The 20,246-nt window shown below is 64.0% G+C and carries 22 protein-coding genes; 11 read left to right on the top strand and 11 right to left on the bottom strand.

Annotation, left to right across the window (positions count from 1 at the left end; all coding sequences use genetic code 11):
- The first annotated feature begins 430 nt into the window (after positions 1–430).
- Positions 431–1,420 (top strand): helix-turn-helix transcriptional regulator, encoded by a 990-nt coding sequence (locus tag CIT40_RS17575; protein ID WP_244611987.1) that lies wholly within the window; start codon positions 431–433, stop codon positions 1,418–1,420.
- A 236-nt stretch (positions 1,421–1,656) separates the two neighbouring features.
- On the opposite strand, the gene CIT40_RS17580 is transcribed toward CIT40_RS17575, so the two are convergent.
- From CIT40_RS17580 to CIT40_RS17590, 3 genes are all read right to left on the bottom strand, one after another.
- Positions 1,657–1,827 (bottom strand): hypothetical protein, encoded by a 171-nt coding sequence (locus CIT40_RS17580; RefSeq protein ID WP_167443360.1) that lies wholly within the window; start codon positions 1,825–1,827, stop codon positions 1,657–1,659.
- Between the two features lie 49 nt (positions 1,828–1,876).
- Positions 1,877–2,134, bottom strand: a complete 258-nt coding sequence (locus tag CIT40_RS17585; protein ID WP_334265190.1) for a hypothetical protein — start codon at positions 2,132–2,134, stop codon at positions 1,877–1,879.
- 147 nt (positions 2,135–2,281) lie between these two features.
- A complete protein-coding gene (locus CIT40_RS17590) occupies positions 2,282–3,448 on the bottom strand; it encodes a GAF domain-containing sensor histidine kinase (RefSeq protein WP_094890367.1) in 1,167 nt (388 codons plus the stop codon).
- A gap of 240 nt (positions 3,449–3,688) precedes the next feature.
- Between CIT40_RS17590 and CIT40_RS17595 the strand changes: the two genes are divergently transcribed.
- Complete coding sequence (locus tag CIT40_RS17595) at positions 3,689–3,859, top strand: hypothetical protein (RefSeq protein ID WP_167443361.1); 171 nt, start codon at positions 3,689–3,691, stop codon at positions 3,857–3,859.
- 465 nt (positions 3,860–4,324) lie between these two features.
- Positions 4,325–4,567 carry a hypothetical protein gene (locus tag CIT40_RS17600; protein ID WP_094890521.1) on the top strand — a complete coding sequence of 81 codons (243 nt, stop codon included), beginning with the start codon at positions 4,325–4,327 and terminating at the stop codon, positions 4,565–4,567.
- Positions 4,568–4,622: 55 nt separating this feature from the next.
- Here CIT40_RS17600 and CIT40_RS17605 read toward each other — a convergent pair whose 3' ends face one another.
- Both CIT40_RS17605 and CIT40_RS17610 read right to left on the bottom strand, forming a co-directional pair.
- Positions 4,623–5,291, bottom strand: a complete 669-nt coding sequence (locus CIT40_RS17605) for a hypothetical protein (protein ID WP_162307542.1) — start codon at positions 5,289–5,291, stop codon at positions 4,623–4,625.
- 437 nt (positions 5,292–5,728) lie between these two features.
- Entirely contained in the window at positions 5,729–8,833 is a 3,105-nt protein-coding gene (locus CIT40_RS17610) for a DEAD/DEAH box helicase (protein ID WP_100298055.1), read from the bottom strand.
- 746 nt (positions 8,834–9,579) lie between these two features.
- Between CIT40_RS17610 and CIT40_RS17615 the strand changes: the two genes are divergently transcribed.
- Positions 9,580–9,819 carry a hypothetical protein gene (locus CIT40_RS17615; protein WP_094890370.1) on the top strand — a complete coding sequence of 80 codons (240 nt, stop codon included), beginning with the start codon at positions 9,580–9,582 and terminating at the stop codon, positions 9,817–9,819.
- Between the two features lie 166 nt (positions 9,820–9,985).
- Positions 9,986–10,270, top strand: a complete 285-nt coding sequence (locus CIT40_RS17620) for a hypothetical protein (RefSeq protein ID WP_094890371.1) — start codon at positions 9,986–9,988, stop codon at positions 10,268–10,270.
- Between the two features lies 1 nt (position 10,271).
- Here CIT40_RS17620 and CIT40_RS17625 read toward each other — a convergent pair whose 3' ends face one another.
- Positions 10,272–10,664 (bottom strand): NUDIX hydrolase, encoded by a 393-nt coding sequence (locus tag CIT40_RS17625; protein ID WP_162307543.1) that lies wholly within the window; start codon positions 10,662–10,664, stop codon positions 10,272–10,274.
- A gap of 142 nt (positions 10,665–10,806) precedes the next feature.
- Positions 10,807–11,892 carry an AI-2E family transporter gene (locus tag CIT40_RS17630; RefSeq protein WP_094890373.1) on the bottom strand — a complete coding sequence of 362 codons (1,086 nt, stop codon included), beginning with the start codon at positions 11,890–11,892 and terminating at the stop codon, positions 10,807–10,809.
- 291 nt (positions 11,893–12,183) lie between these two features.
- Between CIT40_RS17630 and CIT40_RS17635 the strand changes: the two genes are divergently transcribed.
- Entirely contained in the window at positions 12,184–12,411 is a 228-nt protein-coding gene (locus CIT40_RS17635) for a hypothetical protein (protein ID WP_094890374.1), read from the top strand.
- 238 nt (positions 12,412–12,649) lie between these two features.
- Positions 12,650–12,997, top strand: a complete 348-nt coding sequence (locus CIT40_RS17640; RefSeq protein WP_148667213.1) for a hypothetical protein — start codon at positions 12,650–12,652, stop codon at positions 12,995–12,997.
- Positions 12,998–13,118: 121 nt separating this feature from the next.
- Here CIT40_RS17640 and CIT40_RS17645 read toward each other — a convergent pair whose 3' ends face one another.
- Positions 13,119–14,006: a LysR family transcriptional regulator gene (locus CIT40_RS17645; protein WP_193550922.1), complete on the bottom strand. Its 888-nt coding sequence runs from the start codon at positions 14,004–14,006 to the stop codon at positions 13,119–13,121.
- A gap of 168 nt (positions 14,007–14,174) precedes the next feature.
- Between CIT40_RS17645 and CIT40_RS17650 the strand changes: the two genes are divergently transcribed.
- The 3 genes from CIT40_RS17650 (at position 14,175) to CIT40_RS17660 (ending at position 17,914) form a co-directional block, all read left to right on the top strand.
- Entirely contained in the window at positions 14,175–14,840 is a 666-nt protein-coding gene (locus CIT40_RS17650) for a peroxiredoxin-like family protein (protein ID WP_202975472.1), read from the top strand.
- Between the two features lie 630 nt (positions 14,841–15,470).
- On the top strand, positions 15,471–17,519 hold the full coding sequence (locus CIT40_RS17655; protein WP_094890377.1) for an acetoacetate--CoA ligase: 2,049 nt from the start codon (positions 15,471–15,473) through the stop codon (positions 17,517–17,519).
- Between the two features lie 92 nt (positions 17,520–17,611).
- A complete protein-coding gene (locus CIT40_RS17660) occupies positions 17,612–17,914 on the top strand; it encodes a hypothetical protein (protein WP_018317940.1) in 303 nt (100 codons plus the stop codon).
- 27 nt (positions 17,915–17,941) lie between these two features.
- Here the strand turns inward: CIT40_RS17660 and CIT40_RS17665 are convergent, their stop codons facing one another.
- The 3 genes from CIT40_RS17665 to CIT40_RS17675 all read right to left on the bottom strand — a co-directional run bounded on the left by CIT40_RS17665 (position 17,942) and on the right by CIT40_RS17675 (position 19,294).
- Positions 17,942–18,361 (bottom strand): hypothetical protein, encoded by a 420-nt coding sequence (locus CIT40_RS17665; protein ID WP_094890378.1) that lies wholly within the window; start codon positions 18,359–18,361, stop codon positions 17,942–17,944.
- 162 nt (positions 18,362–18,523) lie between these two features.
- Positions 18,524–18,742 carry a hypothetical protein gene (locus tag CIT40_RS17670; protein WP_094890379.1) on the bottom strand — a complete coding sequence of 73 codons (219 nt, stop codon included), beginning with the start codon at positions 18,740–18,742 and terminating at the stop codon, positions 18,524–18,526.
- Between the two features lie 345 nt (positions 18,743–19,087).
- A complete protein-coding gene (locus CIT40_RS17675) occupies positions 19,088–19,294 on the bottom strand; it encodes a hypothetical protein (RefSeq protein ID WP_244611988.1) in 207 nt (68 codons plus the stop codon).
- 264 nt (positions 19,295–19,558) lie between these two features.
- Here CIT40_RS17675 and CIT40_RS17680 point away from each other — a divergent pair, with 264 nt between their 5' ends.
- Complete coding sequence (locus CIT40_RS17680; RefSeq protein WP_094890380.1) at positions 19,559–20,146, top strand: formyltransferase family protein; 588 nt, start codon at positions 19,559–19,561, stop codon at positions 20,144–20,146.
- Positions 20,147–20,246 lie beyond the last annotated feature (100 nt).

A 20,246-nucleotide genomic window follows, 5' to 3' on the forward strand; every position in this document is an offset into this window, starting at 1 on the left:
TCGCCACTCGGCCGAACCTGGCGCCCGGATTTGGAAGCGGAACGCGCTCCGCGCGACGACCGACCGCCGGCGCCACGTCGACCGGTCGCGCGCCTTGCGCGCTTGGAAAAGTCGTTCTTGACCGAGCTTGAGCGTACGCCTGCATTCATATGCAAGCTGCGAAACCTCCAAGGTCTAAACTCGGGAAGGCCAGGCTCGTTTGCGCCCTGCTTCACGAGGATGCTACCATTTCGAACGTCCTTGACTCTGCCAGTACGCTTTACGTGAGCAACTTGGAATGCAGCAGGCTTCGGTTGAGAAATTCTCCGACCTCATCGGCAACATCTACGATTGTGTCATCGAGCCCGAACGCTGGACTGAGGTGCTGGAGGCAATTTGCGGCGAGCTTGGTTTCGCCACGGGCGCTCTCTCGGTCGCCAGCCTCACCAACATGAAAGGCGTCGTCAACGCCGTCAGCGGGTCAAAGCTCGCCGAAATGACTCAAAACGCGACCGCTTACGGGTCCGACATCATCAACCTGTGGGGCGGAGCCGCGCGCATCCAGCAATACCCGCTCGGAGAGCCGATCGTACAATCGCAAGCCGTTCGCCAGGATATCATCGCCGCAAATCGCTATTATCGCGAATGGGCTGTCCCCAGGGGCCTCCTGGATGCCGTCGCGCTCGGCCTCGTTCGCGACCAGGGAATGATCGGCAACGCCATTTTCGGCCAGCATGAATCAGCCGGCCCCATCTGCGATTCCCAGTTGAACGGCTTGCGTCTCCTCGCGCCGCATATCCGCCGCGCCGTGACGATCAGCAACTTGTTCGACTTGAAGGCGGTCGAAGCCGCAACATTCGCCGCGACCGTGGAGGCACTGACGGCCGGTGTCGTGCTGGCCGACGAGAATGCGGCGATCGTTCACAGCAACGGAACTGCATCGGCAATGCTCGCGGCCGAAGATCCGATCCTGGTCCGGGAAGGACGCGTTGCAGTCCACTCCGCGATCATCACGAGCACGTTGCAGTCGGCAATCACGCAGGCCGCAAAGGACGAGGCGGCGCTCGGCCAGAACGGCATCGGCATCCCGGTCGTGCGGGCGAACGGAGATCCGCTCGTCATCCACGTCATGCCCCTGCGGCGCGGACCCATGCGTGCGGGCTTGGTCCAGAGGGCCGGCGCCGCCCTATTCGTGGCTTCGGCGTCCGGGCCGCCTCGGATGTCCCATGTCGCCCTGAACCAGCTCTACAACCTCACACCTGCTGAGATCCGCATCTTCGAGCTGATTTGCGACGGACACACACGCGGCGCGATCTCAGACATGCTCGGCGTATCGATCGCCACCGTGAAGACGCACTTGGTTCACGTGTTCGAGAAGACCGGTTGCCGCCGCCAGGTCGACCTCGTCAGGCTGGCGAAGTCGCTGACATTCCCAGTGTAAGTCGCAGCGCGTTTGAATGCGCCAAGGACGCCAACGCAACTGCGCCTGCCCCATCCCCCAGTAGCTGCACTGCAGCCGCCGGACCCTGCCGCCCGCGACGTACAATCGAAGCCGTCCTTGCAGAACCGGTGCGGCGTTTCCCACCAGATGTCGTCCGAAAATGGCAAAGGCCCCCGGAATGCCGAGGGCCTTCTTCATTTCACGCGGGGGTACATCCGCCCCGGATGAAATAATCTCTATTTGGTACGCAGATATCTCAGCCCCTCGATGGCGAGCTGGTTCTCATCGGTGCTCGGTGAGGCCGAGAGAAATCCCGCGACGTCTGCTCGCAGCGTTTTTTCCTGCCCGAATGTGATGTTCACCATCATGCCGTAAGCCTGCATGACGCGATCGACTGCGACTTCCATGAAATCCCCCTGGTTGGAGTAACAACCCCTCCCAGGCAGTTTGGTTCCATCACCACGGAGATAATCGCAGGATATCCACCGCCAGCCCCGCCGACAGCAATGCGATGGCAATGTCGATCAGGAATTGAAGCAAGCGCCGCTCGTTATCATCGAGCTTCTCTGCAAGTTTTGTCACAGCGTGATTCCTTGTCGAGCCCCGTTGATGAGTCACGAAAGGACTAAGGAGGTTCATGATCGATCCAGATTGATTATTGTTGGATCGACGCAAGGATATTGGGAACCAGCCCTGCACGTTCTGCTTGTTCATTGTGAGCAAACAATCCGAACAACTCAGAGAACAAGCGCGGCGAGCCGAGCGCCTCGCCTTGACCGTCAGCAATGACGAGGCCGGAAAGGCGCTGAAAGTATTGGCGCGCCAGTTTGACGAGGACGCCGACAGGCTCGAAAAGCCAGCTTAGCCCGATCGGGGAAATGAGACCCTGAAAGTGGTCTCGCTCGGAGAGGATTCCGCGGTGATGATCCCGCCGTGTGCCCGCGCGATCTCTTGCGAGATGTACAGGCCGAGCCCGAGGCCCTTCTCGTTCGGAAGGACGTCACCCCGCTGAAACGCGGTGAACAGCCGCGGCAACGCCTCCTCAGGGATGGGAGAGCCCCGGTTGGTGACGCTGATTTCGTAGCCTTCTTCGGTCGTTCTGGCAGCCACGCGAATTGGCTGGGCGGGATCACCGTAGGACGTCGCATTCCCCAGAATGTTGGAAAGCAGCTGCTCCAGCCGCCCGACGTCCACCTTCACCGTCCCCGGCACGTTCACATCGGACAAGATATTCCAGGCCGGATAGACGTTCGCAAACTCCGAGACGACCTGATTGATGATCGGCTCCAGCTCCGCCTCCCTGAGCCTGAGCTGCATGCCCGCACCGAGACGCGTACGGGCCAGATCCATGACGTTGTCGATCAAGCCGGCCATGCGATTGACGCTGCCTTGCAACATCTTGATCCAGCCCTGACCTTCGGCATCGACCTTCTTGTTCAGGAGCCTCAGGCCGCCCTGGATCGAGGCCAGCGGATTCCGAAGATCGTGGCCCATGACGGCAATGAACTGTTCTCGCAGCTCCGCCTTCTGCTGCTCCATGAGCAGCCTTGTTTCCGAAATCTCCATCCGGCCGGCCGCGTCGAGATGCGCCGCAATCAGCTCCGCAAACAACTTGAACATTCCGATGATCTCGGGCGTACGCAGCTTGCGGGGTTTGGGATCGATCGCGCAAAGCGTGCCGAAGAACGAACCGTCGGCCAGGATGATCGGAACCGAGATATAGCTTTGGAAGCCGTACAGTGCGGGGGTGTGATGCGAGGCGTAGGCAGCGTCCTCGCTGACATGGTCGATGATCACCGCTTCGTTCCTTTGCCTGATCTCATGGCAAATGGTGGTCTCGACCTTGAGCTCGTCCCCCGGTTTCAGGCCGAACGAGAGTTGGTCTCGGGACGCGCAGGTGATCCACCTGTCCTCGGTGACCCGAGCAACCGCGGTGAAACCCATGCCGGTGGTCAGGTTGATGACTTCCAGAATGGTGGGAACGGCAGAAATTCCGCTAACTCTTGCTACGTCGCGGTCGAAATCCATCACCAAACCTATTCAAGCCCCTCTCTCCGCTAGCAGATATCGCATATTCGGGTAAGCGCGTCTCAGCGTATCGGGCCATGACCTTCGACGACGCATCAAGAGTCCGGCGTGTTCGGACGGGAACGTGCCATCGGGGGCCCAAATCTGGGCGGAAGTTCCGCGGGGTCTTTTCGCCGTCCCAAAAACCCGCTGACAACCCTCCGAAAACGTGTAGGCTTCTTCAAAACCGGAGGGAACTGCATGTTTGAAATCAACGGTTTCGACACGGCGGGCGTTGTCAGTCTCAAGCGGCTGTCACTCGCCGCCGCCCTCAAGAAGGCCAAGGAGCTGATCAAGGACGGGTGCTGGGACGTCCAGGTCGTCGATCCCGCCGGCCGGGTCTACACCTCGTTCGAGGAGCAGGCAGCCTAGCCGCCAGCCATTCGAGCCAACCCGGCGCCCTCCTCCGCGGCTATCCACCTCGGCCGACGTTTGACGAGGCGTTTTTCAGCCAGCGCGCCGTTGCCTCGTCGCTCCAGCCGGGGACGGCAAAGCGCACCGGCGGGGCTTCATTCGCGTGGGGCCGATCCACCACGGGATGGCGTGCGCGGGCGTGATGCACATTCGCCGCGCTTGCCGAGCTGCATAGCACCAGCAACAGACCCACGGCGAACAGAGACCGCATCGCAGCAACTCCAATCGAGCAATCGCCCGCTGTCATCTGATGCGCCGGTCGGCGCGCCACAACCGGGCGCGGCTTCACAAGCTGGAGAGAAGCGCCGCGCACCTGCGCTGGTGCAGGCAGCCCTCAACTGCCGCGCGCGATGCCATTGCCAGTCAACTCATTTGGGAGCAGGCTCGCTTGAGGCGCTCAAGACGCCGCACAGGGAGCGAACCATGAAGGAACCGGGCCTGGATGGACGCCATCGCGACAAGGACGGCGCGATCAGCAAGAAGCACGGCAACACGCTGGTCGGCACGTTGCGCAAGATCTATGGAAAGGGTTTTGCGGCCGGATATCCAGAGACGACGCAACTGAGCGAGGTCCTGGTTCAGCTGAACGAGACGTCGCTGAGCCAACTGCGCCGCGATCACGACACCGGGCATCTGCAGCACAAGATCGACCACGCCGCGAAGTGACGGGCGGTCGGACCTGACGGCCAATCCCGCTTGGTCGATCCGGAAGCTGCGGTCGTCAGCTTTCCGGAGCCGCCGTCGCAGCCGGCACCGTCAGCGGCGCGCCTCCAACCGAAACGGGACCCAGGGGCTTGACCTCCCTCACCATCCGCTTGCGCAGCGCGGCGGGCAGTCCGTAGCGCGCATGCGCGCGCCGGACGGACGAGGTGACGTCGGACGTAACGGTGTTTTGCAGGTTGTCGATCTTCGCCATCAGAGCGGACAGTTGCGAGGAGATCTTCCTCACATCGACCCGTTCCTCCGTGATGCTCTGCCGCAGCGACAGCAGCACCATTGAATCCTGCTGCAGCAAGACCGAGTTCTGATCCGAAGCCTGATTGTTCTGTTGCAGCAACGCGGTGTGTTGCTGCTGGGCCGCCTGAATGTCCTTCAGGGCCGCGACGACCGGATCCGGCTTCGGCACGGACGCCTCCAGGCGCGGCAGCAGTTCAGCCAGACTGGCGACGGTCAGCGACCGAAAATCGGTCGGCGAGGTGTAGATGGCCGCTGCGCCGTTGATGGCGAGGGCACACACCGACAGGGCCAGGACCGATTTCCGGCTGGACCGCTTGAGCAGGGCTGGAGCTTCGGTGATTTCGGGTTCGTCCGCGGATGCGGCAGCCGCAAGAGCTGCAGCATCGAGCTCTTCGGCGAAGCTTTGCGTTTCGAAAGTCGCGGTCATCTGCATTGACCCCAGTGAGCGAGCAACAGGAAACCGCCCCTGGGACGTCCTCGCGACGACCCCTTGTACGCAGCACCCTTACACAACTGTCTAAAATTGTGAGCATTTCGGATTAATTCCACGTTAGCGGCCGAGCACGCCGACCCGCTCGGCGACCCCGGCCGATTACGGGGACAGTCGCGTGTGGGAGCGATTTCGCCTGTGGCCATCCTTCGAGACGCCCGCCGTTGGCGGGCCCTCAGGATGAGGGCCGAATGCGCGGCACTTTTTCGACGAACATGGGCGCTCCGGAGCCTCATCTTGAGGAGTCCGCGAAGCGGTCGTCTCGCAGGACGAGGCGCGCGCGCAGGTGCTCACGACCTGCCTTCCGCAGGATTCAAAAAGCCTTGCGCCAGCAGCACTTAGCTACTGTGCATGGGTGTTTTCGCGTTTTTGAGTTCGCCCTACCCCTCGTCCAGCAGCTCGAACAGCTCCTCCACCCGCTCGAACGGCGCGTCCTGCATCTTGGCGTGATGCACCACGCGGTCGCCATCGCGCTGCAACGATTTGCCCCGCGACTTCCGCAGGCGCCCGGGCAGGAACGTTGCGGCTGCGGCCTCGGGCCCGACGTCGAGGCGGACGATGCCTCTCCGCTTGCATTCGAGCCTGATCCGGGCTGCGGCGAAGAAATCGAGCGCGCCCCTTGGCAGCGGGCCGAAGCGGCGTGCGGTTTCCTCCTCGAGATCTTCGAGGTCGTCCTCGTCCTTGCATCTTGCGGCGCGCGCATAGAGTTCGAGGCGCACCGGCTCGGACTGCACGTAGGTCTCGGGCAGCATGTCCGCGACCGGCAGGTTCAGGTCCGGCACCCACACCGCCTGCCCCTCGTCGAGCTTCTCCGAGGCCATCTTCAGGAGGTGGCTGTAGAGCACCGGCCCGAACACATGGACGTGCCCGGATTGCTCTTCGGAGAACAGGTCGCCTGCGCCGCGCAGATCGAGGTCGCGCTCGCTGATGGCGAAGCCGGCGCCGGGCTTGCTGAATTCCTCGAGCACGGCCAGCCGCTTCTCGGATTGTCCGGACGCCGTTTCGGTCAATAGATGGGCGAAGGCGCGGATGCCGCCGCGGCCGACGCGGCCGCGCAATTGATGCAGCTGCGCCAGGCCGAACTTCTCCGGCCAACACACCACGATGGTGTTGGCCCGGGGAATGTCGAGGCCGCTCTCAACGATGTTGGTCGCGAGCAGCACGTCGGCCCTGCCCTCGACGAAGCTCATCATGCGGTCGTCGATCTCGTCGGCTGCCAATCGGCCGTGCAGGCAGACGATGCGCAGGTCCGGCGCCACCGCCTGCACCCGCGCCAGCATCGGATCGAGATCCTGGATGCGCGGGCAGATCAGGAAGCTCTGGCCGTGGCGGCGCTGCTCGCGCAGCAGCGCGGTCGCGATCGCCGCATCCGACAACGGCGCGATCCGGGTCGCGACCGGCAGCCGGTGCACCGGGGGCGAGGCGATCACGCTGAGGTCGCGGAAGCCGGCCAGGCCCGCGGCGAGCGTGCGCGGGATCGGCGTCGCGCTCATCATCAGCACGTGGACGTTCTTGGCGAGGCCGGAGAGCTTGGCCTTCTCTGCGGCGCCAAAATGCTGCTCCTCGTCGATGATGACGAGGCCGAGATCGTCGAACCTGACGTCCTTGCCGGTGAGCGCCTGCGTGCCGATCACGACCTTGATCCGGCCGCTGCGCAGTCCCTCCCTGGTCTCGCGCAGCTCCGCACCCGAGGTCGCCCGCGACAAATTGCCGACCTCGATGCCGAACGGCGCAAAGCGCTTCTGGAACGTCGCGACGTGCTGCCGCGCCAGCACCGTCGTCGGCACCGCGATCGCGACCTGCTTTCCCGACAGCACGACGGCGGCAGCTGCCCGCAGCGCCACCTCGGTCTTGCCGAAGCCGACATCGCCGCAGATCACCCGGTCCATCGGGTGACCGGACGCAAGATCGTCCAGCACGTCGGCGATCGCCTTGGCCTGGTCGATCGTCGTGAAGTAAGGGAAACGCGCGACGAACTTCTCATAGGCCGATCCCGGCGGCACCAGCTTGTCGCCGCGCCGCTTGCGGCGCTGGCTGATGTGCTTGGCGAGCGCCTTGCCTGCCACCTGGATCTCGCGCTCGGCTTCACCGCGGCGCGCCCACCACGTGCTGCCGTCCGCCTTGTCGAGCGAGAGCTTGCCGAGCTCGGCCGCGTAGGGCCACATCAGGGCGAGATCGGGCGGCGGCACCAGCACCGCATTGTCCCCGGCGAACTTCAGGCGGATCATCTCCCGCATTGCGCCGCCGCCGGTGTTCACGGTCTGCAGGCCGTCGAGCACGCCGAGGCCGCGCTGGAGATGGATGACCACGGTGCCCTGCTCGGGCACATCGGCATGGTCGAAGGCCGCGCTCCAGGCCCGCGCCATCGGCTGCGGATGATGCGCGCGGCTGCCGAGCACGTCGGAGGCGGTCACGACGACGAGAGGCTTTTTCCCAGGCACGACGAAGCCGGCGTCGAGATCCGCCAGCAGCGCCCCCTCGCTGCCCCGCCCGCGCACGGCCGCGTCCCAGTCTTCGCAGCGCTGCGCCTTGAGGCCGCTCATCCGCTCCATCACGCGCAGATCGTCCTCATGCGCTGCGACGAGGATCAGCCGCGATCCGGCCCGCCGCGTGTCTTCGACGAAAGCCCGCAACGCCTTCCTCGCGGAGGTCAGCTTCGAAAATTCAGGGATGGTCTGGAAGGACGATGCGCGCGGCAGCACCTTCATGCCCCGGCAGAGCTGCTTCCAGTCGCGGCGTCCGAGATATTCGCGCTCACGCTCCGCACGCGGCGCGGCCTCCTCGATCGTATCGAACCAGCCGTCGACATGTGCCGGAACGCCCGCATCGGCGATCCATTTGGCGCGTCCGCAATAGTCGAACAGGCTGGCGCGCTTGCCGCCTTTGCCGGCAAGGCCAAGCCGCTCCGACATGGGATCGACGACCAGCTCCCTGGTCTCGAAGATGATCCTGTGCTCGTTCGGATCGAACGCCACGATCCGCTTGATCGCGCGATCCGAATGCTCGATCCGGAACGGCCCCAGCGCGCCCGCAGGGAATATCTCGAAGGTCTGGCCGTGGAACAGCGCCCCGCCAGGATAGTCCGGCTCGTCATCGAGATCGTATCCGAGCGCTTCGAGGCGCGTCTCCAGATCCTGCTCCGAGAACGTGCCGCCGACCTTCAGGCTCACGCTCAGGCGCGACAGGCTCGCCGGTGGCGGCAGTCGCTCCATCACGGCTTCCGCCGTCGAGACGAGAAAGAGCGGCTTCCTGGATTTCGCGATGCGCCTCAGGACGGAGGCTCTCCGTCCTGCAAGCTCGTGCGACGGCTCGAGCTGATCGAACGGCAAGGTGTTCAAGCGCGGAAACACCACCACCTCGCAGGAGGGGTCGAGCGCGTGAATGACACTGCCGAGCCGCTCCGCCCTGTTCTCGTTCTCGGCGAGAAAAACGATGCCGCTCGGTCCGGACTGTTTCCATTGGACGAGCAGGTGCAGCGCCAGCACGCCGAGCGGCGACGAAGAGGAGATCGCGGCGCGCTGCGCCTCTCTGCTCTTCCCTGGCAGCGCCTTGCGTGACGGCGTCCTGGTCGGCGACGCCTTCTTCGGCGGCGTCCTGTTCGGTGACGTCTTCTTCGGCGGCGTCTTGGCCGCTCGCGCCTTCTTGGTAAGCCTCACTTGAATCCGTTTCTGGTCGTAAGCCGTCGTCAACTGAACGCCAGCCGCCCTCGTTTCGATTCGGCGACTTTCTCGCCATGCATATGGGATTTGCCCGGTGAACGCACGCCTGGTGGCAACGTTCGGCACGGCGCCGTGATCCCTGAAATTTGTCTGTTGAGCGAGCTCGGGCCGGAACTAGCGCGGCGCGAGATCTGCGTCTGTCGATGCGACGCTTGGCGCGATTGTAAACATTCTGCGCACGGAGAGAAACGAAAAACCCCAGCGCTTGGAGCCACGCTGGGGCGTTTCGAGCAAAATGAACTGGTCAAGCAATGACGTCTTCATAGCAGCGATTTCAGCGCGCGCTTGTGAACTGGTTCACACGTCACGACAAACAAACCACCTCGGCGCGGGGGCCTGAGGTCGCCAAACCTCAAGGGGAAGGTTTCTCGCGGCGGGGGCTTGGGGGACAGTCGTTCCAAAGCCGCCGGCGGAGGTTCGCCCGTCCACTGACGCCGGAACAGGGTACCGTATTCTCCGGTTTGAGCGCGCACGCGCCGCGCGCTAGGGTGCCTGCTTTGACGGAGGCTCATTTGAAACCGATCATTTTCATCGCCGCCATCGCACTGCTTGCGACGGCTCCTGCCCGCTCACAGCCGCTGGTCGATCCCAACAAGGTTGCGCCCGAATATCGCGAGGCGGCCGAGAAGCGCCGGGCCGAGCAGTTGCGCCAGCGCGAATGCGCGCTGAAGGCGGATCTCGAGAAGGTGCTGCCCAGGGATCGCACCGCTTTTCTCAACCAGTGCCTGGACACGATGGCGGCCAAGCAATAGCGGCTGACCGGCTGTTCCATCCTGGCTGTTCCGCCACCGGCCCCGGCCGGACCATGGCGCTTGCCCGCGCGGTCTGCGGGCATCCGGCCAGCGAAGGCATTCAGGCTTTCTTCAGACATTTGGGATCATCTGACGATCCATTTTCCAAAGACATTGTTGTCCGCGCATGAGTTCGGTCCAGATTCAGTGCACGCGGTGCAAGGGCGTGTTCCGCGATCGCGCCGGGCGGTTGCAGGACGGCTATTCCAGGCAATGTCCGAGCTGCGAAGTGGTGCTGTTCTTCGCCGAGGATTCCCAACATCCCTTCGTCAAGCGCGCGATGCGCGATGCGCGCAAGGTCCGCAAGGAGCAGCGGGAAGCCGAGGCGGTCAAGCGTGCTGCACCCGAACCGCAGGCGACGCAGTCGAGGAGGTTCTCCGGACGAACGCGGTCGATGGAACGAGAGGACTAGCTCACCTCCGCCTCTGTTTCCTCGGAAACAGGCGGTCGCGGATATAGCGCGAGGTCGGCGTCAGGCGGAGGCCGCGCGGCTTCTGCCAGGCGGCGCGGTCGATCTCCTTCTTGTCGCCGATCGCCAGCCTGCCTTTGGCCGTCTTGGCAATGAAGATCGCGTCGCTCATCTTGCGGCCGGAGCGCTTGTTCCTCGCCGTCACTTCCTTCCAGAGGCTGATCCTGCCGAGCTTCAGCTTGGGCAGCTCCTCCCTGATCTCCCGCCGCAGGCAGTCCTTGTCGGACTCGCGCGCACGCTTGCGGCCGCCCGGGAACATCCACAGGCCGTCCGACCGCCGTCTGACCAACAATACCTTGCCGCGCCGGGCGGCAACCAGTTTGGAAGACTTCGCCATTGCTGCCGTCATTGAAACCAGAATCGGCCCAATCGTAACTTGTCTAGTCGAACAGACAAGTTCCCGGTGCGGTTTGATCACAGCCGCGAGCGGTCGGGACCCCGCGCGACCCGGCGGAAAGATCGCGCCGATCGCGGCGAGATCAGGCCTCGCCCACCCCCGCCCGATCCTCCGTCCTGATCCAGGCCATCATCATCTCCCAAGCCACCGACAGGATGATCGGCCCGATGAACAGCCCGACGATGCCGTGGGCCAGCGTGCCGCCGATTACGCCGACGAAGATCACGATGGTCGGCGTGGTCAGGCCGCGCCCCATCACCAGCGGCTTCAACATGGTGTCGATGAAGCCGACGAGGACGAGAAACACGGTGAGCAGCAGCGCCGTGGTGAGGTCCTTGGCGGTCCAGATCCAGATGATGACGGGCAGCAGCACGAGGAAAGCGCCGATCTGCACGATCGAGAGCAGCAGCACGATGAAGGCGAGAAGGCCGGCGCTCGGCACGGCGGCGAGCTTGAAGCCGATGCCGGCGAGCAGCGCCTGCACGATCGCGACGCCGATCACGCCCTGCGCCACGGCGCGGATGGTCGCACCCGCGAGCGACAGGAAATGCTCGGTCTGCTCAGGCACGATGCGAAACAGGAAACCGCGGCCGGCCGCGACCAGCCGCGGCCCATGGGGAAACAGGAAGCCGGCCACGAACACCGAGACCAGGAACTGGAGCGTCCCGACGCCGGCATCGCCTGCGAGAGAAAGCAGCGGCCCGGCCAGCGGCTGCAGATATGGCGCCACCTCGCGTACCAGCGCGCGGACGTTGGTGTAGGCCTGATCCCAGAGCTCGTAGAGCAAGGGGCCGACCAGCGGCCACGATTTGAGCTGCTCGGGCGCGGCCTGGAGCGCCAGATCGCCGGTGCCGAGCTGATGCGCCAGCTCGCGCACGCCGTCCACCGCGCTGATGCCGAGCCAGGTCGCCGGGCCAATGACGATGCCGAGTGTGATGAGGGTCAGGATGGCTGCTGCGGTCTTGGGCCGGCCGCCGAGGACTTTGGCGACCCAGCTGAAGGCCGGATAGAACGCGACCGCGAGCACGCCGCTCCAGGCCAGGATCGGCACGAACGGACGGATGATCAGGAAGGTCCAGATGATCAGCAGGGCGAGCAGGCCGAGCCGGATCACGAGCTGGATGACGTCCTCTCCCGTCAGCAGCTGACGAAGGCTTTTCACGGGCACGGCTTTCCTTGCGGCATTGACGCGGGTTCCGGCACTTGCGCGGGCAGCCGTTATTGCCAGCCCCGCATCTGGCGTCAAGACGACCGGAGGGGCGCGCCGCGCAAGCGGCCGGACCACGACGCCAACCGGCGCCAAGCGACGCGGGCGAGGCCCTTGACCCAAATCCGGCAACATCCGGCTGAAGCCGGGTTGGCTAACGCCGATTAACCGGATTTCTACAGGGCGGTTTACGCCGCTGCAAAAGCTCGCACCTACGCTTCGAACAAAGTCCCCAAGAACACTTGCGGTGCCATGGCCAACAGCATCTGGACGATCGAAGAATTCACCTGCCCCGGTTGCAGCATGAACTACACCGCGACACGGGAGGAGCACGTCGAGCCGCATTCAGGCCATTTCAAATGCAGCATCTGCAGCGGCGAGGTGCACGCCTGGTCGGGGAAGCATCACTTCTTCGGCTGGCAGGCGGTGAAGACGAGGCCGCCGGTGTTCGGCCGGCGCTGGGCAGGCGCCGGGTGGTAAGGCTGGCGCCGGCCACTACCGGCAATCAGAATGGGTGTCTGGCAGCTCTTGATCACGCTCGTCATCGTTGCCGCCCCCGACCGAGAAATACACCGGATGGGTCATTCTGCTCGCCGGCGATCAGTTGAGCATCAACGACATCGTCAGGACCTTCAAGACCGTCACCGGAAAGAAGCCATGGGTGGCGCCGATTCCCGCGTTCTTGGCCAAGAGGGCGATGCCGAAGGAGTTCTTGGACATGTTCACCTGGATCCGTGAGAAGGGCTTCAAAGCGAACATTGCCGAGGTGCGGCGAGAACATCCGCAGATGCTGACGTTTGCAGGTTGGGTCAAGAAATACACTGACGAACACTGGCCGAAGGTCGTGTTTTCTCACCCGCGCGGCAGCACGCGACCATCATGGCAGCGGATCCTTTGCAGATCGACACAGTCGTCGCAGTGCGCATATCCAGTTGGCTATGCCCGGGCCTCTCGTCGGAGACGGAGGCGCGCATTTTTAGCATCCGCGAGGGATCATGCTGAAGGGCAGCGCCGAGCCCTGCACGGGCACGAAGGCTTGAACCAGGAAGACGACGTCAATCTCTGAGGAGCAACGCAATGAAGACACTCCGACACGGGGCTTGAGCGGAATGGGTAGCTTCGCAACATCCTGGATGCAGCGTCTGGTGAGTTGCGCCGTCATGGCGGAAGCGCCGGCTGGCTGATGGCTAGATCGTTGAAAAGCTCTCTTCAAACCAGTTGACGAAGGCGCGCGCCTTTGCCGTCGGCAGTCTCCCACTGGGATAGAGTGCCCACAAGTCGGCGCTCGGAAGCTTCCACTCGGTAAGCACCCGAACAACGCTCCCACTCTCGAGCTCAGGTTCCATCATCCAGCGGGAGCTGATCGCGAGGCCAAGACCGGCAATCACCGCCTCACGGACTCCCTCGGCCGCACTGAACGAGAGCCGTGTGGGGATACGCACGGACGTATCTGCTGTTGCGCCGCGAAAACGCCATTCCTCCGCTACCAGGCCCTGTGTGTAGACAATTGCAGTGTGAGCGAGCAGATCACTGGGAGCAGATGGTGTGCCCATTCGCGAGAGATAGGCCGGGCTCGCCACTACCGATCGCTCGCACGTCGCGAGTTTACGTGCGGTCAGGCTGGAATCAGGTAGCTCGCCCGCCCGAAGGGCCACGTCGATATTCTCCCCCATCAAATCAATGTAGCGGTCGTCCATGACGAAATCGACGCGAAGATTGGGGTGTCCGTCCAGGAACGCGCCGATCCTTGGGACTATGTGCAATCTCGCAAAGGTGACGGACGCACAGACACGCAGTCGTCCGTCGAGCCCTTTGCCCAGCCCGCGGGCCGCAGTCTCGGCCTCATCGGCCTCCGCCAAGGTACGGCGCGCGCGCTCATAAAAGGCCTGACCCGCCTCAGTGGGGTGAAGTTGGCGTGTTGAGCGGACGAGAAGCCGCACCTGGAGGTGATCCTCCAGAGCCGCCACCAGTTTCGACACAGCCGGCTGCCCCATCCGCAAATCACGCGCGGCAGCCGAGAACGAGCCGGTCTCGACGGTACGGACAAACACTTCCATCGCGTGCAGCCGGTCCATATTGCCTCTCCATATATTCCGATTAGGCATATATATTATTGCCTCAGGCCGTCTTCTGCAATGATTGGGAATAGCTCATTCAGGCGCTACGCCAGCGATGTCGCTGGACCGACCAGGAGACATACGATGACGCTTCAGGAGACCCTCGCCACGATCGCGAAATCCGGCCTGCCATTGCAAGGCAAGCTCGACGCGCTGAAATTCGAATTCGACAACAACCTCGCGCCGCCGGCGGCAGTTGAAGTGCTGCACCGCGCCACCGACGAACTGATCGCATCCGGTGCGCCGAGCCGCGCACTGAAAGTCGGGGACGTCGCGCCGGAGTTCGTCCTTCCAGATCCGGACGGCAATCCGGTGTCTTCCAAGGCGCTGCTCGCCAAAGGACCGCTGGTGGTTACGTTCTATCGCGGTGCCTGGTGTCCGTTTTGCAACTTCGACCTGAGCGCGCTGGAGGAAGCCCGTTTGGACATCGAGTCCCGCGGCGCGACCCTGGTTGCGATCTCGCAGCAGACGGCGCCCAACAGCCGCAAATCGCAGCGACTGAACGGACTGGGATTCCCGATCCTCGGCGACCATGGCGGAGAAATCGCCGCGCGGTTCGGCGTTCGCTGGACGCTGCCGGACTATCTGCGTGAGGTTCAAAAGGCGCTTGGAGCGGACCTGACGCAGTTCAACGGCGAGGACAGCTGGACCCTGCCGATGCCCGCCCGTTATGTCATCGCGCAGGATGGCACGATCGCCTACGCCGAGGTGAACGCCGACTACACCAAACGCCCGGAGCCCTCGGCCATCTTCCCGGTTCTTGAGAAGCTGGGGCGCCGGCAGGTGGCGTAATTCCCTCGGCAATTTGTACCGATCGGATCTTTGGCGCTTTGGAGCGCCGAAGATCGGATCTGGCAACTGGACAGGACATCTTGCTTGGCGACCTCGCGCCGCAGCCGCTCAATTTCCCATTGTTCAAGCTCCATCTGCTCGTGGCCCGGGGAAAGCCTGCACCGGATCGGAGCAGAACGCTCTTACCTGCACCTCTCATGGAGCGATCTCTTGATCATGGCAGCTGCTCCGACATGAAAAAACCCGCGGCGGATGTCTCCGCGCGGGTGTTACGAATTTCTCGATGATGCCACTCTGCCAGTGTATTGCCCGACGTGTCAAATCCGGACCACGCAGTGCGACGTGCCGTCGATATCCGTGAGCTGGTCGCGTCAGACCACGTCCAGGAAGGGCTGCCTGGCAGCAATCGAAATTGCCGAATGCGTTCAATGTCCCCGCTACTGTGCATGGGGTTGTTTTCCAGATTTTGGTCTGAGGGCGTCTGAACGCGAGCATTCAGGGCCGGCCGCGCGGCATCAGGCCGGGCTCGGCGGCGAGCGCCTTGCCGTTGCGCAGGGTCGAGGTACAGCGGCTTCTGCTCCGCGACGACACCGGCTAAACTCGCCCTCCCGCAATTGAAGTCGACACGCAATGACCGCAGCCTTCGTTCCCCAGATCGCCCTCTACCGCAACTGGCTCGCCGAGCAGCGCGGCCTCACTTTTGCTGATTACGAGGACATGCGGCGATGGTCGGTGCGCGATCCCGACGGCTTCTGGCGCAGCATCTGGGATTATTACGACCTGCAATCGCCGACGCCGTTCGCGGCCGTGCTCGCCGAGCGCAGGATGCCAGGCGCGGTCTGGTTTCCGGGCGCGCATGTCAATTATGCCCGGCAGGTGTTCCGGCATGTCGCGGCGGCCGATGCCGCCGGCCTGCCCGCGATCGTCAGCGCCGGTGAAGACGGCAGGCTGACGGAGACGAGTTGGCCGGAATTGCGGCGCAAGGCGGCCGCGCTCGCGCTACACCTGAAGGACCAGGGCATCAAGCCCGGCGACCGCGTCGCGGCCTATCTGCCCAATATCCCCGAGACCATCGTTGCATTTCTCGCAAGCGCCAGCGTCGGTGCGGTCTGGAGTGTCTGTGCGCCCGACATGGCCGCGCCCGCCGTGATCGACCGCTTCAAGCAGATCGAACCCAAAGTGCTGATCGCCTGCGACGCCGTCACTTATGCAGGCCGGCGGCACGACCGCCGAGATGTCGTTGCGGAGCTGCGGCGTGCGTTGCCGACGGTCGAGCATGTCATCCTGCACAGCGAGACCGTTGCGCCTGCCGCACCGGAAGCTCAGCTCTCGAATATCCTCGCGAGGACGAGCGATCCGATCGATGCGTTCGAGCCGATGTGGCTGCCGTTCGATCATCCGCTCTGGATCGTCTATTCCAGCGGCACCACCGGGCTGCCGAAACCGATCGTGCACGGCCATGGCGGCATCGTCATCGTGGTGCTGGCGCTGCTCGGCCTGCACAACGACATCGGCTGCTCCTATCACCCGAATTCGTTCGGCGAGCGCTATCACTGGTACTCGTCGACCGGCTGGATCATGTGGAATTCGCAGGTCGGCGGCCTCCTCAGCGGCACCACCTGCTGCATCTTCGACGGCAGCCCCGGCGGTGCAAAGGACAAGCCGGACTGGACCACGCTGTGGCGTTTCGTGGCGCAGTCGAAAGCGACCTTCTTCGGCGCGGGTGCGGCGTTCTTCGCCAACTGCGCCAAGGCCGAGGTCGATCTTGCCGCCGCCGGCGATCTGTCGCGGCTGCGCTGCCTCGGCTCGACCGGCTCACCGCTCAGCGCCGACACGCAAAGCCACTTCAACAAACGCTTCGCAGCCTTGTCGCAGAGCAACGGCAGCAGGGCGCAGGCCGACATCTGGTGGGCGAATATCTCCGGCGGCACCGATTTCGCGGGCGCCTTCATCGGCGGCAATCGCGAGCTGCCGCAGACGCCGGGCGCGATGCAATGCCGCCTGCTGGGCGCGGCCGTCGAAGCCTTCAGCGAACAGGGCCGTGCCGTCACGGGCGAGGTCGGCGAGCTCGTCTGCACCGAGCCGATGCCGTCAATGCCGCTGTATTTCTGGAACGACAAGGACGGTGCCCGCTATCGCGCCAGCTATTTCGAGACCTATCCGGACAATTTCGACGGCAGCGGCCGTGGACCGGTGTGGCGGCACGGCGACTGGCTCAAGGTCAACCTTGATGGATCGTGCATCATCTATGGCCGCAGCGATGCCACCATCAACCGCCATGGCCTGCGCATGGGTACCAGCGAGCTCTATTCCGCGATCGAGGCGCTGCCGGAGGTGCTCGACAGCCTCGTCGTCGACCTCGAATATCTCGGCCGCGACAGCTACATGCCGTTGTTCGTCGTGCTGCGTGAGGGCGTGGTGTTCGACGGCGCGATGCAGGCCAAAATCAACAAGGCGATCGAGACCGGCCTCTCCCGCCGATTCCTCCCGAACGAGATCTTTGCCGTCGCCGAGATCCCGCGCACCCTCTCCGGCAAGAAGCAGGAGTTGCCGATCAAGAAGCTCCTGCTCGGCCACCCCGTCGAGAACGTCATCAACAAGGAAGCGATGGCCAACCCCGCCTGCCTGGACTGGTATCTCGCCTTCGCGCGCGACTATCTAGCGCGGACTGCCGCGTGATGAAGGATCGGCCCAATTGCACCGGTGCCGTTTGGACTCCGTTCACCGATCGCCGCTAGATCAGGATGGAACCTCCGCGCCGAACAGCAGACATGGCCGACCTCAACGCCGTCCTTACCAGGCTCAACGACCGCCTGCTCCGCCTCGAGGGCGAGCTGTTCGTGCTGCGTTCGCTGGCGCGCGCGACGCTGACGGCGGGCGACGACCACGCTGCGCGCATGCGCAAGCTGGTCGAAGCCGCAAAGATCGCACTCGATGACGAGGCCAAGCGCCCTCTCGACAAACCGACACGCAAATATGTCGACGCAGCTACCGCGCTGGTGGAGGAATTGCTGGTCGAGCCGACCCCGGCGCGGCCGCTGTTCACGGTGATCGACGGCGGCCGGCGCGACTGAGCGCGCCCGCCTCGGCACGGCGACCGACTATCGCCCGTACATGCCGGGAGCGCGTGCGCCGTTCGGATAGCACTGCCCGCTCGAATAGTTGTAATCGTAGCCGTCCGGACAGAGCCCGCCACGTCGTCCGTAGGCTTCGGGACGCCCGTAAGCGCCGGGCCCGTGCGCCCCGTTCGGATAGCAGCTGCCGTTCGAGTAATTGTAGTCGTAGCCGTCCGGGCAGAGCCCGCCGCGTTGTCCGCGGCCGCGTCCGGGCGCCCCGGTGTAGACACCCGGCGCATGATAATCGTTGGGATAGCAGCGGCCGTTCGAGTGGTTGAAATCATAGCCGTCCGGGCATCGTCCGCCCGGAGCGGCCCTGAACTGAACTTGCTCCACCATAGGTGCCGGCGATGCCGCAGGCACGGTTGCAAATGCCAGCAGGCCGGCCAGCGCAAGCTCAATCATGACGTCTCCTCCAGATCACGGGGACAAGCCTTAGCAGGATTCGTGTCCCACGAAACGACCCGGGCATTGAGACATGGCCGGCCTGAACCATGCATGAACCGGTCCCGGACTGCGGCAAAGCGTCGTCACCCGTCCTCGCGGGCGTTCGCCTTGCGGCCCCCGCTAGACCGTTTTGGGATTTTCCGCCTTGAGCCGGCTGAGGCCGGCCTCGATGATCGCGATCTCCTCGTCGATCTGGCCGATCGGCAGGCTGAAATCATAGCCGGACCTGCTCTTCAGATCGACCGCGAGCCGCTGCCTGTGCATCATCAACTCGTCGAGCCCGCGCCGGTTCTTCAGCCGCACATAGCTGTCGACGATCTGCTCAATTGCGCTCGGCATCAAAATCTGTCCCGGCGAAAACGCCCGCGCGGCGCGCGAAGGCCGGCGGGACAATTTCGGTGTCGCGGTACGCAATACAAATCCGCGACGGATTCGTCGATACGCCAGTCTGGTTGAGATCGTGTTACCGCCGGACGAAGTCGTGATGCGCGGCATTGAAAAGGCCGCTGACGAGTGCGCCAGCGGCCCGAGCCGGGTTTAAAAACGGATGCGGGTTGAAATGTCGCCAGCCCCGGTAGGCGCTCTCTTACCAGCCGGCCCGGCTTGCCTCTGTTAAAAAAGAAACACAGGAACCGACTTTATCGGCAGCTTGCCGCCCACCGTGGCGGCACGGCAACGCGCACTTCAGTCCACGACGCAGAAATAGGTGCGTGGATGTCTGCGATAGGCGCCGTAGCGGTAGTACGGCCGGTAAGCGTAGCCACGATAGAGCGCCGGCGGCTCCTCACCGTAATAGGCATCGTGATAGAAATTGGTGACCGGCCCTCCGACGCAACGATAGGCGCCCCAGCTCGGCCCCACGAACGGCGCGACCCCGGTCTCGGGTGGCACAGCGGGGTACGGCCCGCCGGCATGGGCCGGAGATGCCACAATCAGTGCCGCAAAAACGAAAAGCCAGGCGCCCCGCATGCACTCGCTCCCGAGCCGTCCAACCCGCGTATGGAGCACCGGAACGGCCACTTGCGCAATCGCGGAATTCATCGCGTCCGCGCCGGCACATTGTTGATAACCGGCGCAAACGCCGCGCGGCTGGTGACAGGCCGTCCGGACGTGTTATCGGGGGATGACGCAGTTGCGAGACCGGATCGGACACCCATGCGCATTACCCTCGTCGGCTCCCGCCATTTCGGCGTGACCACCCTGAACATGCTCCGGGAGCACGGCGTCTCGATCGTCCGGGTCGTCGTCGCCGACGCCGAGGATCGCCTCGCCGCGACCGCCAAGGCGGCCGGCATCGAGGTCGCGGTCCAGGCGAATCCGAAGCTGGTGGTGGCCTCCGAAATTGCTCCCGATACCGATCTGATCATCACGGCGCACAGCCACGCCCGGATCGGCCAGGACGCGCTTGCGGCCGCCAAACTCGGCGGGATCGGCTATCACCCCTCGCTGCTTCCGCGCCACCGCGGCAAGGCCGCCGTGGAATGGACGATCAAGGAAGGCGATCCGATCGCCGGCGGCACGATCTATCATCTCGCCGACCGTATGGACGCCGGCGCCATCGCCGCCCAGGACTGGTGCTTCGTCAGGAAGGGCGAGACCGCCCGCGAGCTCTGGGAGCGCGCGCTCGCTCCGCTCGGCCTCAAATTGCTGGCCGACGTGGTCGACTATGCCAAGGTCCACAAGGCGCTTCCGTCCAAGACTCAGGACGAGCAGTTCGCGACCTCCGCGCCGAGTCTTTCCTGACGTTTACCCTTAACGTGGAGCGGCCTTGATTCCGCTTCGAAAATTGGGTGGGCAACGCAAATAAACCATTGTTTCCACAGGAACAATTTTCGATTTGGCA

Origin of the sequence: Bradyrhizobium amphicarpaeae, assembly GCF_002266435.3 — a bacterium.
GTDB lineage: Bacteria > Pseudomonadota > Alphaproteobacteria > Rhizobiales > Xanthobacteraceae > Bradyrhizobium > Bradyrhizobium amphicarpaeae.

Bases quoted from the DNA above. Each gene is read 5' to 3' on its own strand.
- CIT40_RS17575 (WP_244611987.1), top strand. From the start codon at position 431: ATGAAAGGCGTCGTCAACGCCGTCAGCGGGTCAAAGCTCGCCGAAATG.
- CIT40_RS17580 (WP_167443360.1), bottom strand. From the start codon at position 1,827: ATGGAAGTCGCAGTCGATCGCGTCATGCAGGCTTACGGCATGATGGTG.
- CIT40_RS17585 (WP_334265190.1), bottom strand. From the start codon at position 2,134: ATGAACAAGCAGAACGTGCAGGGCTGGTTCCCAATATCCTTGCGTCGA.
- CIT40_RS17590 (WP_094890367.1), bottom strand. From the start codon at position 3,448: ATGGATTTCGACCGCGACGTAGCAAGAGTTAGCGGAATTTCTGCCGTT.
- CIT40_RS17595 (WP_167443361.1), top strand. From the start codon at position 3,689: ATGTTTGAAATCAACGGTTTCGACACGGCGGGCGTTGTCAGTCTCAAG.
- CIT40_RS17600 (WP_094890521.1), top strand. From the start codon at position 4,325: ATGAAGGAACCGGGCCTGGATGGACGCCATCGCGACAAGGACGGCGCG.
- CIT40_RS17605 (WP_162307542.1), bottom strand. From the start codon at position 5,291: ATGCAGATGACCGCGACTTTCGAAACGCAAAGCTTCGCCGAAGAGCTC.
- CIT40_RS17620 (WP_094890371.1), top strand. From the start codon at position 9,986: ATGAGTTCGGTCCAGATTCAGTGCACGCGGTGCAAGGGCGTGTTCCGC.
- CIT40_RS17625 (WP_162307543.1), bottom strand. From the start codon at position 10,664: ATGGCGAAGTCTTCCAAACTGGTTGCCGCCCGGCGCGGCAAGGTATTG.
- CIT40_RS17635 (WP_094890374.1), top strand. From the start codon at position 12,184: ATGGCCAACAGCATCTGGACGATCGAAGAATTCACCTGCCCCGGTTGC.
- CIT40_RS17640 (WP_148667213.1), top strand. From the start codon at position 12,650: ATGTTCACCTGGATCCGTGAGAAGGGCTTCAAAGCGAACATTGCCGAG.
- CIT40_RS17645 (WP_193550922.1), bottom strand. From the start codon at position 14,006: ATGGACCGGCTGCACGCGATGGAAGTGTTTGTCCGTACCGTCGAGACC.
- CIT40_RS17655 (WP_094890377.1), top strand. From the start codon at position 15,471: ATGACCGCAGCCTTCGTTCCCCAGATCGCCCTCTACCGCAACTGGCTC.
- CIT40_RS17660 (WP_018317940.1), top strand. From the start codon at position 17,612: ATGGCCGACCTCAACGCCGTCCTTACCAGGCTCAACGACCGCCTGCTC.
- CIT40_RS17665 (WP_094890378.1), bottom strand. From the start codon at position 18,361: ATGATTGAGCTTGCGCTGGCCGGCCTGCTGGCATTTGCAACCGTGCCT.
- CIT40_RS17670 (WP_094890379.1), bottom strand. From the start codon at position 18,742: ATGCCGAGCGCAATTGAGCAGATCGTCGACAGCTATGTGCGGCTGAAG.
- CIT40_RS17680 (WP_094890380.1), top strand. From the start codon at position 19,559: ATGCGCATTACCCTCGTCGGCTCCCGCCATTTCGGCGTGACCACCCTG.